This window comes from Pseudomonas fluvialis (assembly GCF_002835605.1).
In the GTDB taxonomy this organism is placed as follows: Bacteria; Pseudomonadota; Gammaproteobacteria; order Pseudomonadales; family Pseudomonadaceae; genus Aquipseudomonas; species Aquipseudomonas fluvialis.
In genome coordinates, this window is record NZ_PIYS01000018.1 from 169,463 (window position 1) to 185,596 (window position 16,134).

17 protein-coding genes and 1 pseudogene are annotated in these 16,134 nt (G+C 64.3%); 5 read left to right on the top strand and 13 right to left on the bottom strand.

Annotation, left to right across the window (positions count from 1 at the left end):
* Positions 1–4 precede the first annotated feature (4 nt).
* Both lpoB and CW360_RS10520 read left to right on the top strand, forming a co-directional pair.
* The gene (gene lpoB, locus CW360_RS10515; RefSeq protein WP_101193672.1) at positions 5–598 is read left to right on the top strand and encodes a penicillin-binding protein activator LpoB; all 594 of its coding nucleotides are present in this window, start codon (positions 5–7) and stop codon (positions 596–598) included.
* Between the two features lies 1 nt (position 599).
* Entirely contained in the window at positions 600–1,337 is a 738-nt protein-coding gene (locus CW360_RS10520) for a penicillin-binding protein activator LpoB (RefSeq protein ID WP_245874697.1), read from the top strand.
* 50 nt (positions 1,338–1,387) lie between these two features.
* Here CW360_RS10520 and CW360_RS10525 read toward each other — a convergent pair whose 3' ends face one another.
* The 4 genes from CW360_RS10525 to CW360_RS10540 are packed head-to-tail and all read right to left on the bottom strand — an operon-like array spanning position 1,388 to position 5,259.
* Complete coding sequence (locus CW360_RS10525; protein WP_101193673.1) at positions 1,388–2,017, bottom strand: LysE family transporter; 630 nt, start codon at positions 2,015–2,017, stop codon at positions 1,388–1,390.
* An 18-nt stretch (positions 2,018–2,035) separates the two neighbouring features.
* Positions 2,036–2,785: a TerC family protein gene (locus tag CW360_RS10530; RefSeq protein WP_101193674.1), complete on the bottom strand. Its 750-nt coding sequence runs from the start codon at positions 2,783–2,785 to the stop codon at positions 2,036–2,038.
* Positions 2,786–2,809: 24 nt separating this feature from the next.
* Complete coding sequence (locus CW360_RS10535) at positions 2,810–3,349, bottom strand: mechanosensitive ion channel family protein (RefSeq protein WP_101193675.1); 540 nt, start codon at positions 3,347–3,349, stop codon at positions 2,810–2,812.
* The gene (locus CW360_RS10540; RefSeq protein WP_093984494.1) at positions 3,349–5,259 is read right to left on the bottom strand and encodes an ATP-binding cassette domain-containing protein; all 1,911 of its coding nucleotides are present in this window, start codon (positions 5,257–5,259) and stop codon (positions 3,349–3,351) included. Before CW360_RS10540 ends, CW360_RS10535 begins: the two co-directional genes overlap by 1 nt.
* Before the next feature lie 38 nt (positions 5,260–5,297).
* Here CW360_RS10540 and CW360_RS10545 point away from each other — a divergent pair, with 38 nt between their 5' ends.
* A complete protein-coding gene (locus CW360_RS10545; protein WP_101193676.1) occupies positions 5,298–5,762 on the top strand; it encodes a TIGR02444 family protein in 465 nt (154 codons plus the stop codon).
* A gap of 1 nt (position 5,763) precedes the next feature.
* Here the strand turns inward: CW360_RS10545 and CW360_RS10550 are convergent.
* From CW360_RS10550 to CW360_RS10590, 9 genes and pseudogenes are all read right to left on the bottom strand, one after another.
* Positions 5,764–6,366, bottom strand: a pseudogene (locus CW360_RS10550) (AlgP family protein); the annotation flags it as partial.
* 76 nt (positions 6,367–6,442) lie between these two features.
* Positions 6,443–6,913, bottom strand: coding sequence for a sigma D regulator (gene rsd / locus CW360_RS10555; protein WP_093984491.1), 471 nt, complete (start codon positions 6,911–6,913; stop codon positions 6,443–6,445).
* A 223-nt stretch (positions 6,914–7,136) separates the two neighbouring features.
* Positions 7,137–7,628, bottom strand: coding sequence for a disulfide bond formation protein B (locus tag CW360_RS10560; protein ID WP_101193678.1), 492 nt, complete (start codon positions 7,626–7,628; stop codon positions 7,137–7,139).
* 85 nt (positions 7,629–7,713) lie between these two features.
* Positions 7,714–8,949 (bottom strand): heme biosynthesis HemY N-terminal domain-containing protein, encoded by a 1,236-nt coding sequence (locus tag CW360_RS10565; RefSeq protein ID WP_101193679.1) that lies wholly within the window; start codon positions 8,947–8,949, stop codon positions 7,714–7,716.
* Complete coding sequence (locus CW360_RS10570) at positions 8,946–10,052, bottom strand: uroporphyrinogen-III C-methyltransferase (protein WP_093984488.1); 1,107 nt, start codon at positions 10,050–10,052, stop codon at positions 8,946–8,948. Before CW360_RS10570 ends, CW360_RS10565 begins: the two co-directional genes overlap by 4 nt.
* A 4-nt stretch (positions 10,053–10,056) precedes the next feature.
* Entirely contained in the window at positions 10,057–10,839 is a 783-nt protein-coding gene (locus CW360_RS10575; RefSeq protein ID WP_101193680.1) for a uroporphyrinogen-III synthase, read from the bottom strand.
* Entirely contained in the window at positions 10,836–11,774 is a 939-nt protein-coding gene (gene hemC / locus CW360_RS10580) for a hydroxymethylbilane synthase (RefSeq protein WP_093984486.1), read from the bottom strand. The genes CW360_RS10575 and hemC overlap by 4 nt, the downstream gene beginning before the upstream one ends.
* Positions 11,775–11,863: 89 nt before the next feature.
* The gene (locus CW360_RS10585; protein WP_093984485.1) at positions 11,864–12,610 is read right to left on the bottom strand and encodes a LytR/AlgR family response regulator transcription factor; all 747 of its coding nucleotides are present in this window, start codon (positions 12,608–12,610) and stop codon (positions 11,864–11,866) included.
* Complete coding sequence (locus CW360_RS10590; RefSeq protein WP_101193681.1) at positions 12,607–13,674, bottom strand: sensor histidine kinase; 1,068 nt, start codon at positions 13,672–13,674, stop codon at positions 12,607–12,609. Before CW360_RS10590 ends, CW360_RS10585 begins: the two co-directional genes overlap by 4 nt.
* 200 nt (positions 13,675–13,874) lie before the next feature.
* Between CW360_RS10590 and argH the strand changes: the two genes are divergently transcribed.
* Both argH and CW360_RS10600 read left to right on the top strand, forming a co-directional pair.
* Positions 13,875–15,269: an argininosuccinate lyase gene (gene argH / locus CW360_RS10595; protein ID WP_101193682.1), complete on the top strand. Its 1,395-nt coding sequence runs from the start codon at positions 13,875–13,877 to the stop codon at positions 15,267–15,269.
* 115 nt (positions 15,270–15,384) lie between these two features.
* Positions 15,385–16,134 (top strand): endo alpha-1,4 polygalactosaminidase, encoded by a 750-nt coding sequence (locus CW360_RS10600; RefSeq protein WP_170307382.1) that lies wholly within the window; start codon positions 15,385–15,387, stop codon positions 16,132–16,134.

Here is a 16,134-nt window from a genome sequence, read left to right on the forward strand (position 1 = left end):
CATCATGCTCTTCACCCGTTTGTCCTGCATTGCCACCCTTGCCCTGCTGGTCAGTGGCTGCGCATCGACGTCTTCCCCAGTGCTCGGTGGCGGCAATATCAGCTATGGCGATAGCAAAGCCATCGAGTTGATCACCAACGAATTCGGCTCAACCGACCTGCAAATGATTGCAGAGTCAATGACACGCTCTCTGGCGCAGTCCGGTGTACTGCAAGGTCGGCCGGTTGTGCAGGTATACGATGTCAAAAACAAAACCAGCGAATATATCGACACACGCGAAATCACCACCTCGATCAAAACCCAACTGATGAAGAGTGGTGTAGCGCGCTTTGCCAGTGACAACGTCGACATGCAGAGCCAGGTCGACCAGCTCAAGCTGCAAAACCAGAGTGGCCTGTACAAGAACTCCACCATCGCCAAAACCGGCAACATGGTGGCTGCCAAATACCGCCTGGAAGGCTCGATCAGCTCCATCATCAAGCGCAGCAGCGATTACAAAGACGTCTTCTACAAATTCAGCCTGCAACTGATCGACGTAGAAAGCGGCCTGGCCGAATGGATGGATGAGAAAGAAATTCGCAAAACAACGGAGCGTTAATATGCGATATCTACTGGCAATTCTGCTTGTTGGCGTAGCAAGCCTCAGTCAGGCAGCTCCCAAGGTGGCGGTAACCGACTTGGCCTACGAAGAGCGCGTCAATGAATACATTCGTGTAGTCAACGCACACCAGCAGGCTCAGGCCACTGGTTTTTCGGCCAGTGCCTCGGCCAGCTACCAGGAGTTCGAGGGCACTTACAGCTACATCGATCGTGGAGAACTACGCAAGTTTACCGGCGATATCAAAGGGGAAATCCTCAAATCCAGGATGTTCCAGTTGATTCAGGGGAAACCCTACACCGCCAAGGAAAACGAAGGTCTGTACGACGTCATTTCGCGAATCAAGCAAGGACATTTTCAAGGGGCTGACTACGTCCTGTTCGGCACCTTGTCGGACATCGATTTCCGCGAAGATTTCAACGACATCGCCAATACGGATAGCTACTCGAAAGTGCTTGGGCTGACCCTGGTAGCTGACTTCAGCCTGATCAACACACGCACGTTTGAAATCTCTTCGGCATTTACCGCTATGGGAGAAGCGCAAGATACCAAGTTGGTCAATGGTCATGATGTACGCGTCACCCCCAATAGAGGCCGGGTGATTCGCGAAGTCTCCAAGTCCCTTGGTGAAGACGTGGCAGCACAGCTTCAGCAGCAGCTCATAGATCAGTCTCAAGGGCTTGGCCAGCCGGCGACAGGCCAAGGACAGGCCGATCAGGCACCGATGATCCTGCGCTGAGTTTCCAGCGTGAACGCACCTCCCCAGTTATGACGGAGGTGCGAACCTTATTAGCCAGCGCGCCGCACACTGGCCAGCAGGCCGGCGGCGCCCATGAACAGTGCGCCGAAGCTGCGGTTGAGCAGGCGCTGCTGGCGAGGTGAGCGCAGGCTGCGCAGTACCCGGGCCGCCAGGCCGGTGTAGCCGGCCATGACGACCAGGTCCACCAGCACCATGGTCAGGGCCATGGCCAGGTATTGCTCCAGCAGCGGTTGGCGCGGATCGAGAAACTGCGGCAGCACGGCGAGAATGAAAACGATGGCCTTGGGGTTGCTGGCATTGACCAGGAAGCCCCGCAACATCAGGCTCAGCGGCCGACCCAACGGCCGCTCAGACGCCCCTCCGTCGAGCGGTTCGGGCGCCGCGCACCACTGCCGCCAGCCCAGGTAGAGCAGATATGCCACGCCAAACCACTTGATGGCCGCAAAGGCCAGCTCCGAAGTAGCCAGCACCGCCCCCAGGCCTGCCGCGACGATGCCGATCTGCATCAGCAGGGCCAGTTGCAGGCCAATAGCATTCCAGTAGCCACGCCAGAAGCCATAGCGCAGGCCTGCCGACATCGAGGCGACAGCGCCGGCCCCCGGCGACAGGCTGATCAGCCAACAGGCCACGAAGAATGCCAACCAGGTTTCCAGGGTCATGGATTGCCTCCTTGTCGGTTACGGCAGGTTCTTGTGCAGCTGGACCGGCTGCATGCGCCGCTCACGACGCACGCGCATGCGGATGTTCAGAGTCTCCACCGCCAGCGAGAACGCCATGGCAAAGTAGATGTAGCCCTTGGGCACATGCACCTCGAACGCTTCGGCGACCAGCATGGTGCCCACCACCATGAGGAACGACAGCGCCAGCATCTTCAGGCTCGGGTGCTTGTCGATGAACTCGCTGATGGTACTGGCCGAGAGCATCATCACCACGACCGAGATGACAATCGCCGCCACCATCACCGGCACATTCTGCACCAGGCCTACCGCAGTGATCACCGAGTCGAGGGAGAACACGATATCGATCACCGCAATCTGCAGGATGATGCCCATGAAACCATAGCTACGCGGCGTACTGCCTGATTCATCAGCGGCCCCTTCCAGGCTATGGCCGATCTCCAGCGTACTCTTGAACAACAGGAACAGGCCGCCACCGAGCAGAATCAGGTCGCGCCCGGAGATACCCTGTTCGAACACCTGGAACAGGTCGGTGGTCAACTGCATGACCCAGGTAATCGACAGCAGCAGGAGGATGCGCGTGCCCATCGCCAAAGCCAGGCCGAAGAATCGCGCGCGTGGCTGCTGGGCAACCGGCAGGCGGGAAACCAGGATGGAGATAAAGATGATGTTGTCGATGCCCAAGACAATTTCCAGGGCAGTCAGGGTGAAGAACGCCACCCAGATTTCCGGATTGCTCAACCACTCCATAACACAGGACTCCTAGGTAGCCGCTCAACGCCAGCGGCGCACGGACTTTTGAAAAAACAGACTGTTGGGAACCTGCAGAAGCGCGCCGGCATGCTCGTCGCTGACATCCTCCAGGGTGGTGTAGAACAGGTTGATGGCATGCACCCGGCCCTTCACTCCAGGCTTGTCGGCTGTCTCGATGATCTCCACCAGATCCCCCAGGCGAAACGGCCCAAGGGCGAAGATCAGCAAGGCACAAAACATGTTGGAGAGCACGCTCCAGATGGCGAAGAAGGCTACGGCAGCTACCGCGGCAAAGCCGGTCAGGGCAGCCCACAGCACACTGGCCGACACACCCAGACGCTCCAGCACCAGCATCAGTGCACTGCCGATCACCAACCAGCGCAACAGCCCGCGCAACAGCAGCAATACCTCGCGAGGCACCAAGCTGTAGCGATCGCCCAGGCGACTGATCGCACGCACCAGCAAACCTTGCAGCAGCCAGGCCAGCAACAGGATCAGCAGTACCTGCCCGGCCACCAATAACGGCTCGCGCCACTCATGCAGTACCCCAAGGTAATCCATCAGAGACTGTCCTCCAGTTGCTGCTGGAGCTGTTCCAGATGCTCCAGGGCATTCAGCCAGGCCTCTTCCAACTGCGCCTCGCGGCTCTTCAGGCGGCTTTGCTCGGCGAGCCGCTCACGCAGTTCATCCTTGCGCGCGGTTTCGTAGAGGCTGCTATCCGCCAACTGGGCTTCAACGACGGCCAGTTGTTCATGCAGCTGGCCAAGTTCCTGTTCCAGCTTGTCGGCCTGCTTGCGATGCGGTGCCAGCTGCTGGCGAAGTGCCGCCGCGGCCTGGCGCTGCGCACGCTTGTCGGTTTTGTCGGCAGCCGGCGCGCTCGTCTGCGGCGCCTGCTGGCGGGCCCGGTAATCGACCAGCCAGCGGCTATAGTCGTCGAGGTCGCCGGCAAAGGGCTGCACGCGGCCATCAGCCACCAGCAGAAACTCATCGGTGGTGCTCTTGAGCAGGTGACGGTCGTGCGACACCACCAGTACCGCGCCAGCAAAGTCCTGCAGGGCCAGGGTCAGGGCCAGGCGCATTTCCAGATCGAGATGGTTGGTCGGCTCGTCGAGCAGCAGCAGGTTGGGGCGCTGCCAGGCGATCAAGGCCAGGGCCAGGCGGGCCTTCTCACCCCCGGAAAAATTGACCACTGGCTCGTCGCAGCGCGCGCCACGGAAATCAAAACCACCGAGGAAGTCGCGCAGGGTCTGCTCACGCTCACCGCTGGCAATGCGCTGCAGGTGCAACAGCGGGCTAGCCTTGGCGTCCAGCCCGTCCAGCTGGTGCTGGGCGAAATAACCGATGGCCAGGTTCTCGCCACGCGCCAGGCGCCCCGCCAGCGGCGCCAGCTCACCCGCCAGGGTCTTGATCAGGGTCGACTTGCCCGCCCCATTGGGACCGAGCAGGCCGATGCGCGCGCCCGGCACCAGTTGCAGCTTGACCTGCTCCAGCACGCGCTGGCTGGCATAGCCCAGCACGCCCTCGGCCAGGTCAAGCAAGGGACTGGAAACCTTGAGCGCCTCGCGGAAACGGAAGTCGAACGGCGAGTCGACATGCGCCGGCGCCAACTCTTCCAGGCGCTCCAGAGCCTTGATACGGCTCTGTGCCTGGCGCGCCTTGCTGGCCTTGGCCTTGAAGCGGCGAATGAAGTCTTCCATGTGCGCACGCTGCGCCTGTTGCTTCTCGAAGGCCTGCTGCTGCTGGGCCAGTCGCTCGGCGCGGGTACGCTCGAACGCCGAGTAGCCACCCCGGTAGAGGGTCAGCTTTTGCTGTTCGAGATGCACCACATGGTCGACCACCGCATCGAGAAAGTCACGGTCGTGGGAAATCAGCAGCAAGGTACCCGGATAGCTCTTCAGCCAGTCTTCCAGCCAGAGGATCGCATCCAGGTCGAGGTGGTTGGTCGGCTCGTCGAGCAGCAACAGGTCGGACGGGCACATCAGTGCCTGGGCTAGGTTCAGACGCATCCGCCAGCCACCGGAGAAGTCGCCCACCCGGCGTTCCATCTGCTCGTTACTGAACCCCAGTCCGGCCAGCAGCTTGCGCGCCCGGGCATCGGCACTGTAGCCCTGGGCATTGTCCAGCTCCACGTGCAGGCGGGCGATGGCCGCACCGTCGTGGGCCGCCTCGGCAACGCGCAGTGCCTGCTGGATCGCCCGCAACGCCACGTCACCATCGAGCACATAGTCGACGGCCAGACGCTCGAGGGTGTCGACCTCCTGGCGCATGTGCGCAATGCGCCAGTCGGGAGGCAACTGGCAGTCACCTCCGTCGGCAGCCAGCTCACCTCGCAGAAGGGCGAACAAGGAGGATTTACCAGCGCCATTGGCACCGATCAAACCGGCTTTGTGGCCGGCGTGCAATGTCAGCTCGGCACCTTCGAGAAGGCGCTGCGGGCCGCGTTGCAGGGTAAGATTTTGCAGTCTGATCATAAGGCGGCGGAGTTTAGCAGTTCGCCCGGGAGAACAGCATGCGTGATGCGTTGTGGGAGTTTGCCCTGAATCTCTATGCCTTGCCGGGAGTCGCCGATGACTGCCTGGTACTGCAGGCACAGGGCGAGGATGTCTGCCTGCTGCTGTGTCTGTGCTGGCTGGAACGACGCGGCATAGCCCGCAGCACGCGCGCCGTAGAGCAACTGCGCGAGCTGGCCAGCCCCTGGCAAAACGAGGTGATCACGCCACTGCGCCTGCTGCGCCAGCAATGGCGTGACGCCGCACAGCGCGACGAACGACTGACGGCACTGCGCGACCAGCTCAAGCAGCTGGAACTGCACGCCGAGCAGACACTTTTGCAGCGCCTGCAGGCCGCCTGTGAGACATGGCCGGCAGGGCAGCCCGCCGCGTGGCTGACTGCCCTGCCAGTGCTGCAAAACGCCACTAACAGGCCCCTGCTGCAGCGCCTGCAACAGGCCCTGCAGCAGACAGAGATCAGCTGACCTGCGCGGCGTCAGCGGCCTTGCTGGCAGGGACTGCCGCCGGCTTAGCGACCACTGCTTTGCTGGCGCTCGGTTTGCGTGGCGCAGCTTGCCCAGCCGGGGTTTTACTGACCGTTTTGCTGGTCGATGCTGCAGGCCGACGCGCCGTCTTGGGCTTGGCAGCGGGCTTAGCCGCGCTGGCCGACACCTGGCGGGCCGCCACTTCGCGGGCACCCAGCGCCTTGGCGGCGGCATCGCGCACCTTGCCGACGCCTTGTGCCAATTTGAGGCTATCCTCGGCATCGCGCTTGAGCTGGAGGATGTAGTGACGGGTGTCGGCCTGGCGCTGCTGGAGGCTTTCCAGCAGCGTCTCCAACTCATCGATGGCGGCACGTGCCTTGCTCTGCGCTTTCTGCTTGCCGGCAGCCGCTGCGGCTTCCAGCTTGCCACGCGCATCATGCAGCTTGTCCTGGGCCTTGCCGCGCTGCTTCTCCAACTTGGCCAGCAGCTTCTCGGCATCCGCCTGGGCTGCACTGCAGGCATCCTGCAGGTGTTCCAGCAGGCTGTGGGAAAGCTGCTGCAGCAAATGCAGGGGAGTGGTTACCGGCTTTTTCTTCGATGACATGACGAGCCTCCTGGCTGACAAATGTGCCAGCCATACTAGCCACAAGGCCAAGGCCCTGGCTAGCGCGCTGCGCGTCCTATACCGCCTGCATGGCCTGCTGTTGGTGAGCGGTATGCAGCACCTCGATCAGGCAGTCTTCCAGCTCGAAACGCTCGTGCAGCAACTGCCCCAAAGGTGCTAACTCGCTGGCCAGCTGCGGTTGCTCGCCACGCGCCAACTGGGCATCGCAACGATCATTGAAGTCGAGCGCCAGCTGAGTGATGACCTGCAGGCGCGGATAGATTTGCCGGGCCAGTTCCAGACCGCGCTGATCATTGAAATCCTGGGCTTCGCGGAGCAGTTGCTCGTAGACCTCGAAATGTCCTGCCGACGCATAGTCGACCAGCCATTGGCAAAACACCTGCAGCGTTTCACGGCTGCAGCGATCAAGCTGGCTTTGCAGCTGCTGGTAGGCACTGATCAGCTCATGACGTTCCTGCAACCAGCGATCAATCAGCTGATGCACCCCACCCCAGCGCTCCTGGGCATTTCGGCATTTCTCGAGCATGGCAGCCTCGCTTCCCTTGATTTTCTTGTACTGTCCAGGCTCTCACGTGGGAGAGGGATTGGCGGCGCAGCGCCGCAACGGCAGTTTTCCGGCACTGTGCAGCGCCAGAGTATGCCGCTGGCATAACGCCTTCAAGCCAGCGCCCGGACAAATTTAATACAAGCGTTTAATCATCCGTGATCATTCTGCGCGCCCGGTGCAACCCGGTACTTGCCGCAAATCATTAATCGCGGCGCAGCAACTGCACGGCAACCAACAGCAGCATGCCGATAAAGCCCAACAGGCTCCACTCGGGGATGCTCATGCCCAGCAGGGTCCATTTGACCTCGGCGCACTCGGCGGTGCCGTGCAGTACCAGGCGCAGGATGTCCTGGAAGGGCAGCGCTTCGAGCATGTACTCCAGGCTGGGCAAACAGGCCGGCAACTCTTCCGGCGGGATACCTTGCAGCCAGATCTGTCGCCAGGCTGCCGCCAGGCCACCCGCAGCAGCCAGTCCGGCCAACCCCGCATAGCAACGACGGCCCAGGGCTTGCGGGTTATGCAGCGCCGCCGCCAGACAGAGCAGGCCAAACAGCAGCACGCAGATACGCTGCACGATGCACAGCGGGCAGGGCTCCAGACCCTCGACATGCTCCAGGTACAAAGCCGCCAGCATGAGCAGCAGACAGCCCAAGAAGGCCAGGGCATTCAACAGACGGGAACTGGGCAACGGCATGATGGCTCCAGGGTGATAATCGGCAAAGGCCGCTACGGTAGAGGAAAGCCGCCCAGCCCAGCAAGGCACAGGCGGCTGGATGGCTTCAGTGACCTGACGGCAGGGGCAGGCTCGGCCACTGCCCGCCGCGCAGCTGCACGGCCTCCTGCAGCAGCTGGTTGCTACGCGCCAGGTCACCCTGACTGGCCAGCAGGCGGGCCAGTTCGATGCAGGTGTCGGCCTGACGAGCAAACTGCAGGCTGGCCTCCAGGTATTCGCGCGCCTTGCCCCACAGCTGATTGCGCAGGCACAGGCGCCCCAGGCACAACAGCAGCTGCGCATCCTGCGGTGTCTGCTTGAGCCAGCTCTCGGCCAGCTGCAGTTGCTTGCCCGGGTCACGCCCGCGCAGCTGCCCATACAGGCCGACCAGCTCGGGGGTGTAACTGCGCTTGAGCGCCGTACGCAGCACAGACTCAGCCTCTTCATCAGCCCCCAGGGCCTGCAGCTGGCTGGCATAGGCCTTGAGCAGCAAAGGATTCTGCCGCTCGCGGGCATGCAGTTGTTGCCAGGCTTCCTGCACCGTCGCCAGCGCCTCGCCACCGGCCTGGCCAGCCGCCAGCAGGCGGCCTTGCCAGGCCTGTTCCTGCAGCGTCTGCAGCTGGGCTGCCGGCAGGGCCTTGGCCTTGATCAGGTCTGGCAGCAGGCCCAGCAATCCCGACCAGTCGGCACGTTGCGTCAGTACACGCTGTAGCTGGCGCAACAACTGCGGATGTGCCGGATACTGGTCGCGCAACTGTTGCAAGGTAGCCTGTGCGGCTGCCCAGTCGCCGCGCTCGGCCTGCAGGTCAGCCTGGGTCAGCGTAATGGCCAGCTCCGCCTTGGGCTGCCGCTCACGCGCCCGCGCCAGCAATTGCTCGGCACTGGCACTGTCGCTCATTTCCTCGGCGGCCCTGGCAGCCCCCAGGTAGTAGGGCAACGGCTGGGCGCTACCCTCGGCGGCCCGCCGCAGATGGCGCAAGGCCGGCTGCCAGCGCCCCTCGGCCAGGTCCAGCAGGCCTTGCTCGCAGGCCAGGCGCAGGCGACGTCCGCGATGCAGGCGCGACCAGGGATTGACCACCCCCAGCGACAGCAGCAACAAGCGCAGAGCCCGGCGCAGCGCCCAGCCGAGCAGGCCGGTCACCAGCAGCAGGGCGAGGAACGCCCACAGGCTGGATTGGTAGCGAAAGCCCTTGAACGCCAGCAGGACGTAACCGGGGTCCTGGCTGATCAGCCACCACAGCCCATAGCCCAGGCCGAGCAGGCCAGCCAGCAGCACCAGGCCCCACAGCAGGCGGCGCTTCATGGCTGCTCCTCCGCGGCCGGCGCCTCACGCAACCCGGCACGGCGCGCCAGGTAGGCCTGCAGGGTAGCCAGGCTATCGCTGAGATCAGGCACCTGCACCTCGACTGGCAGATCAGCCAGCTCGCCGAGACGCTGGCGCAGGCCGGCGGCAGCCGGGTCCTCGGCATTGAAATGCGCCGCGAGGATCTCCTCGGCCTGGCCCAAGGCCTGTCGATAGACGGCGCTATAACCGTGCAGTGCCGCCCATTGCGCCTGCTCCAGCGCTAGCGAAAGAGCCAGACGCACCTGCTGCAGGCCCTGCCCGGCCAGCAGCGGACGCACTTCTTCCTGCGCATCGAATTGAATGCGGAAGTAACCCGACAGCGTCTGCAGCCACGCCTTGAAGGGACTGTCCGGGGCCTCCTGCTCAGCCAGATCGAGGAGTACGCCACCCTGCCCCTCTGCCAGAGGTTGCAGCGGGGTGAGCTGTTCGGCCTGCTGGCGCAGCGCCGCCAGGCGCAGGAACAGTCCGGTGCGATCAGGGCGCTGCAGGGTGCGCAGGGTTTCCAGGTCGCGCGCCAGTTGCTGGCGACTGGCAAAGGCCGCCGGGTCATCCTGCTGGTGGAGAATCTGATCCGCGGCCTGCAGCAGCGCTTCGGCACTGTTGATGTCCTGCAGAGCACTCAGGCGCAGCGCAGCCAGGCGCAACAGGTGCTCAGCCTCGGCCAGCCGCCAGTCTTCACGACTCTTGCCGAACAGCGCATCAAGACGGGCCGTCTGTTGCTGCTGCTCACCCTGCAGGCTGGCCAGCAGTTGCTCACGCTCGCGCCACTGCGCCGCGCTAGGCAGCTGTTCCAGGCGCGTACCAAGTTGCGCCTGCGCCGCCAGCAGCGCCGCCAACTGCGCCTGACTGCTGTCCAGCTGTTGCTGCCAAGTCTGCTGCTCGTGCAGCGCCTGGCGCTGCTGCCAGCCTTGCCAGGCAGTACCCGCCACAGCCGCTAGGGCCAGCAAAACAGCCAGCCCAGCCAGGCCACGCCCGGCCGGCCTGGGCTTCGGCGCGGCACTGGGCGGGGTCGTAACAGGGGCGTCGAGTGGCGGGGTTTCGGGCGTCTGGGCTTCGTTCACACGTTCATCCTGTGGTTCGAGAAGAGTCCGGGGCGTGTTTCTGCAAGGCCTGTAGCAGCGCTTGCAGACTAGCCCCCCGACAATCGATGACCTGCCGCGCACCGGCCTGGCGCGCCTGCTCGGCCACTCGCGGGCTGGGCACGAACAAGGGTAGCTCAGCCAGCTGCGGCCAGTCTGCCGCGGCGCTGGCACACAGATTGGCCAGGCCTTCGCCACTGCTGGCCACCAGGCCATTCAAGCCGTGTTGCCGGCAGGTTTGCAACACCTGGCCTTCGGCATAGATCGGCGCCAGGCGCCGGTACAGCGGCAGATAGTCGACCTGCACGCCCTGGCTGCGCAGCTGCTCGGCCATGTAATCGCGCCCCGTGGTGCCACGCAGGATCAACACCCGCGGCGTGCGCACCGCCAACGCCTGCGCCAGGCTGGGCAGCGCCAGCAGGGCCTCGCTGTCATCACCCTGCGCTGGGCAGTGCACCTGCAAGCCAGCATCCCGCAGCACCCCGGCAGTGGCGGCGCCGACCGTAAACCACGGTTGCATCTGCACGGCCCCGGGCCAGTAGCGCTGGTAGAGCGCCAGGCCCAACTGGGCTGCCGGCTTGCTGACCACGATCAGCGCACTGTACTCGGGCAGAGCCTCCAGGCAGCGCTGCTGCTGCGGGTCATCAGGCAGGGCCTCGACCTCCAGCATCGGCAGGCAGCAGGCAAACACCCCGGCCTCGGCCAACTGCGCCGCCTGACGGGCGCATTCCTGCGCCGGCCGGGTCAGCAGCAGACGCCAGTCATTCACGCCGGATCGGTCTCGCCATACACCGCCTGCAGGATGCGGTCGGCACCCTGGGCCAGCAGCGCCTCGGCCACTTGTACTCCGAGCTCGCTGGCAGCGCTGGCCGCAGCACGCGCTTCGGCACGCAACAGCAGGCCGCCATCGGGTTGGCCGACCAGGCCGCGCAGCCACAGCTGATCACCTTCCAGCAGGGCATAGCAGGCAATCGGCACCTGGCAGCCGCCATTCAGGTGTTTGTTGAGCGCCCGTTCGGCGCTGACCCGCAGGGCCGTCGCGGTATGGTGCAAGGGCGCCAGCAGCGCGTGGATTTCGCTATCGGCGCTGCGACATTCGATACCCACGGCACCCTGGCCACCAGCCGGCAGGCTGTCCTCGACGCTGATCGAGCTGCGGATGCGCTCGGCAAAGCCCAGGCGGATCAGCCCGGCGGCGGCGAGGATGATCGCGTCATACTCGCCGGCATCCAGCTTGGCCAGCCGCGTGTTGACGTTGCCGCGCAGGAAGTGAATGTTCAGATCCGGACGGCGCGCCAGCAGTTGCGCCTGGCGGCGCAGGCTGGAAGTGCCCACCACGCTACCTGGCGGCAGCGCGTCGAGACTGTCGTAGGTGTTGGACACAAAGGCGTCGCGCGGATCTTCACGCTCGCAGATGCAGTAGAGCCCGAGGCCTTCCGGGAAATCCATCGGCACGTCCTTCATGGAGTGCACGGCGATGTCGGCTTCGTTTTCCAGCAGGGCCGTTTCCAGCTCCTTGACGAACAGGCCCTTGCCGCCAATTTTTGCCAGCGGCGCATCGAGCAGCTTGTCGCCACGACTGACCATCGGCACCAGGCTCACCCGCAAGCCGGGATGGGCACGCTCCAGCGCGGCTTTGACGTACTCGGCCTGCCACAGGGCCAGGGCGCTCTTGCGGGTGGCAATACGGATTTCGCGGGACATGATGACTTCCACAGGCTGAACTGGTGGCGATCATAACAGGCAGGCAGAGGCCACCGGTTGGCCGGGATCAAGGAAATTGCCCGGGAACGCTAGAGGCTCTGCATCAGCTTGCGCACCCCGGCGACGTGTCGCCGACTGACCGTCAGCGCTTCATCACCCAGGCCACGCAGGTACAACTGGAAGTGCCCCAGCGGTGTGCGCTGCAGGCGTTCGATGCGTTCCAGGGCCACCAGGGCATTACGGTGGATACGCACGAAGCGTGCGGCAAATTCGTCTTCCAGAGCCTTGAGCGGTTCGTCGAGGAGTACCTCGCCGCCCTCATGGCGCAGGGTCACGTACTTGTGATCGGCCACGAAATAGATCACCTGTTCCAGCGGAATCAGTTCGATGCCTTTGCGTGTACGCGCACTGATGTGACTGCGCGGCCCCTGTCCGGGCGTCTGCGGCGGGCGCGTCAGCGCGGCCAGCTGCACGCGGTTGGGCCGTTCGGCCTGCTTCAGGGCCGCCGCCAGGGCCTCGACACGCACCGGCTTGACCAGATAGCCCACCGCACTGACCTGGAAGGCTTCCAGAGCAAACTCGTCGTGCGCGGTACAGAAGATCACCGCAGGCGGTGCATCACGCTCGCAGAGGCGCGCCGCCACCTGCAGGCCGTCCAGCCCGGGCATGCGGATATCCAGCAGCACCACGTCGGGCTTGAGGCTGTCGATCAGGGTCAGCGCCTCTTCGCCATTACTGGCGCAGGGTTGCAGCACCCGACAACCCTCGATCTCGCTCAACAGGCGGATCAGGCGTTCGCGGGCCAGCGGTTCGTCATCGACGATCAGAACATTCATGGTGCTCCGGCTTCCTGCAGGGGTCTGGCACAAGGATAGCGCAGACAAGCAAAATGGCGACCGTCGCGGCGCTCCTGGCTAAGCCGCGCCGCCGGACCGAACAGCGCCGCCAGGCGCGCCTCGATATTGCCCAGCGCGAGCCTGGTACCGCGACTGTTGGTCGGCACCTCGTCCACGTCACACGGGTTGCTCACGCAAAGGCTGAACTGGCCATCGGCATAGCGTGCCTGGATATCCACCCGCCCTCCCTCAATACGCGGCTGGATACCGTAGATCAGCGCGTTTTCCAGCAGCGGCTGCAGGGTCAGCTGGGGAATCGGCAAGTCATCCGGCACACCGGCGATGTCCCAATGCAGTTGCAGGCGCTCGCCTAGGCGATAGCGTTCGATCGACAGGTAGCGTTCCGCCAGCGCCAGCTCGTCACGCCAGGGCACCAGCGTACCGGGACGGGCCAGGCTGGCGCGAAACAGGTCGGAGAGATCCAGTACGGCCTGTTCGGCCTTGTGCGGGTCGACAGCCACCAGGCTGGCAATGCTGTTCAGGCTGTTGAACAGAAAGTGCGGGCGGATACGCGCCTGCAGCGACTCGATGCGCGCGCGCAGCTCGGCCTGTTCCTGGCGGCGCCACTGACTCTGCAGGTAGAAATAACGCAGCAGCAACGCCGACATAATCAGGGCAATCAACGCATGGCGCAGGTACAAGTCGGCCTGCGGCTCGTCCAGCAACAGGTAATAGTCGGCAATCCAGGTACACAGCAGCGTCAGCAGCACCACCAGCAGGCAGCACAGCACGCCGGCCAGAGCCACCGGCAAGCGCGCCAGCCAGGGACGCAGACGGCAGGTCAGGGCCGCCGAGAGCAGGACGATCCATTGCACAAACAGTGAAGTCAGCGCCAAGCGCAGCCAATCGAAGCTGCCATTCATCGGCTCGGCCAGCACCAGCACCAGCACCAGCAGCTCGGCCAGCAACACCAGGGCGAGCAGCGCCTCCGACTGACACAGCTCGGGAACGAAGAAATCATCGGTGGCGGGCGCAGGCGGCGCGGCAGGCGTGGTCTTGTGCATCTGCGCAGTGTTGACCAGCCCCCGCCTGGCGACAAGCGGGGCAGACGCCGACCGGCCATTTTGCCGGCGTCAAAGGCCTGGCAAAACGTCATTGCGTGAACCAGCCGACAGTTACCCGCGGCAGGCCACAGCCCTGCGCGGGGCGCGCCAGCCTGCTATGATCGCGCCACTTTTTCCGGCCTTAACTGCACGAGTCCAGCATGAGCAGCGAGAAAACCAACCAGTCCTGGGGCGGCCGCTTCAGCGAGCCCGTCGACGCCTTCGTCGCCCGCTTCACCGCCTCCGTCGATTTCGACAAGCGCCTGTATCGCCACGACATCATGGGCTCGATCGCCCACGCCACCATGCTGGCCAAGGTCGGCGTACTGACCGCCGAGGAACGCGACGCCATCGAGGCCGGTCTGAAGCAGATCCAGAGCGAGATCGAAGCCGGCCAGTTCGACTGGCGCGTCGACCTCGAAGACGTGCACATGAACATCGAGGCACGCCTGACCGAGCGCATCGGCGTCACCGGCAAGAAACTGCACACCGGCCGTTCGCGCAACGACCAGGTGGCCACCGACATCCGCCTGTGGCTGCGCGACGAGATCGACATCATCCTCGGCGAGATCACCCGCCTGCAGCAGGGCCTGCTTGAGCTGGCAGAGGCCGAAGCGGACACCATCATGCCCGGCTTCACCCACCTGCAGACCGCCCAGCCGGTGACCTTCGGCCACCATCTGCTGGCCTGGTTCGAGATGCTGTCGCGCGACTACGAGCGCCTGGTCGACTGCCGCAAGCGGGCCAACCGCATGCCGCTGGGCTCGGCCGCGCTGGCCGGCACCACCTACCCGATTGCCCGCGAGATCACCGCCGAACTGCTCGGCTTCGATCAGGTCGGCGGCAACTCGCTGGACGGCGTGTCGGACCGCGACTTCGCCATCGAATTCTGCGCCGCCGCCTCGCTGGCGATGATGCACCTGTCGCGCTTCTCCGAAGAGCTGGTGCTGTGGACTTCCGCGCAGTTCCAGTTCATCGACCTACCGGACCGCTTCTGCACCGGTTCCTCGATCATGCCGCAGAAAAAGAACCCGGATGTTCCGGAGCTGGTGCGTGGCAAGTCCGGCCGCGTATTCGGCGCCCTGACCGGCCTGCTGACCCTGATGAAGGGCCAGCCACTGGCCTACAACAAGGACAATCAGGAAGACAAGGAACCCTTGTTCGACGCCGCCGATACCCTGCGCGATTCGCTGCGGGCGTTTGCCGACATGGTGCCGGCGATCAAGCCCAAGCGCGAAATCATGCGCGAGGCAGCGCTGCGCGGCTTCTCCACCGCCACCGACCTGGCCGACTACCTGGTACGCAAGGGCCTGCCCTTCCGCGACTGCCACGAGATCGTCGGCCACGCGGTGAAGTACGGCGTGCAAACCGGCAAGGACCTGGCCGAAATGAGCCTCGACGAGTTGCGCCAGTTCAGCGAGCAGATCGAACAGGACGTGTTCGCCGTGCTGACTCTGGAAGGCTCGGTGAACGCCCGCGATCATATCGGCGGCACCGCGCCGAATCAGGTGCGCGCGGCCGTAGCACGCGGCCGCGCGCTGCTGGCAAGCCGCTAACAGGTTGGCCTGGCCGGCTCAGTCCGGCCGGCCCGCCGGTCATGTTGCCCGGACAGGCGCTACGCGCACGGCAGTAGCCAGCCACCGGCTTTCGCACAGGCTCAAGGAGATCGCCATGCGTGCACTATTTTTCCTGCTTGTGCTGCTGGCCACACCAACACTGGCCACACCCCTGGTGATTCCCGCGCAGAGCAGCTGGCATCTGCAACTCGATGGCCCGCTGCGCCAGGCGCACCGCCAGGTGTACATCATCGATCTGTTCGATCACAGCGCGCCGCGCATCGCCCACCTCAAGGCCCGCGGGCACATCGTGCTGTGCTATTTCAGTGCCGGCACCTGGGAAGACTGGCGCGCAGATGCCGGGCAATTCCCGCCAGACAGTCTGGGCCTGCCCCTGGCGGACTGGCCCGGTGAGCGCTGGCTGGACTATCGCCACCCACAGGTACGCACAGTGCTGGCCGCGCGCCTGAACCTGGCCCGCGACAAGGGCTGTGACGGCGTGGATCCCGACAATGTCGACGGCTATGCCAACCGCAACGGACTGGCGCTCACGCGCAGCGAGCAACTGCTGTTCAACCGCTGGCTGGCCGAGCAGGCGCATGCCCGCGACCTGGCGGTCGGTCTGAAGAATGCCGTCGAGCTGCTGGATGAGCTGCATGACGCCTTCGACTTTGCCGTCAACGAAAGCTGCTACCGCTATAGCGAGTGCGCCGTCTACCAGCTGATGCGCAGCCAGGGCAAGCCGGTGTTCATTGCCGAATACCGTCCCTATAGCCGCACGCTGTGTCGCCAGGCACGACAGGCCGGTTATCAGCTGCAGTTCTTCCGTCGCAATCTGCGTGGCATAGGCCGGGCCTGCCGCTGA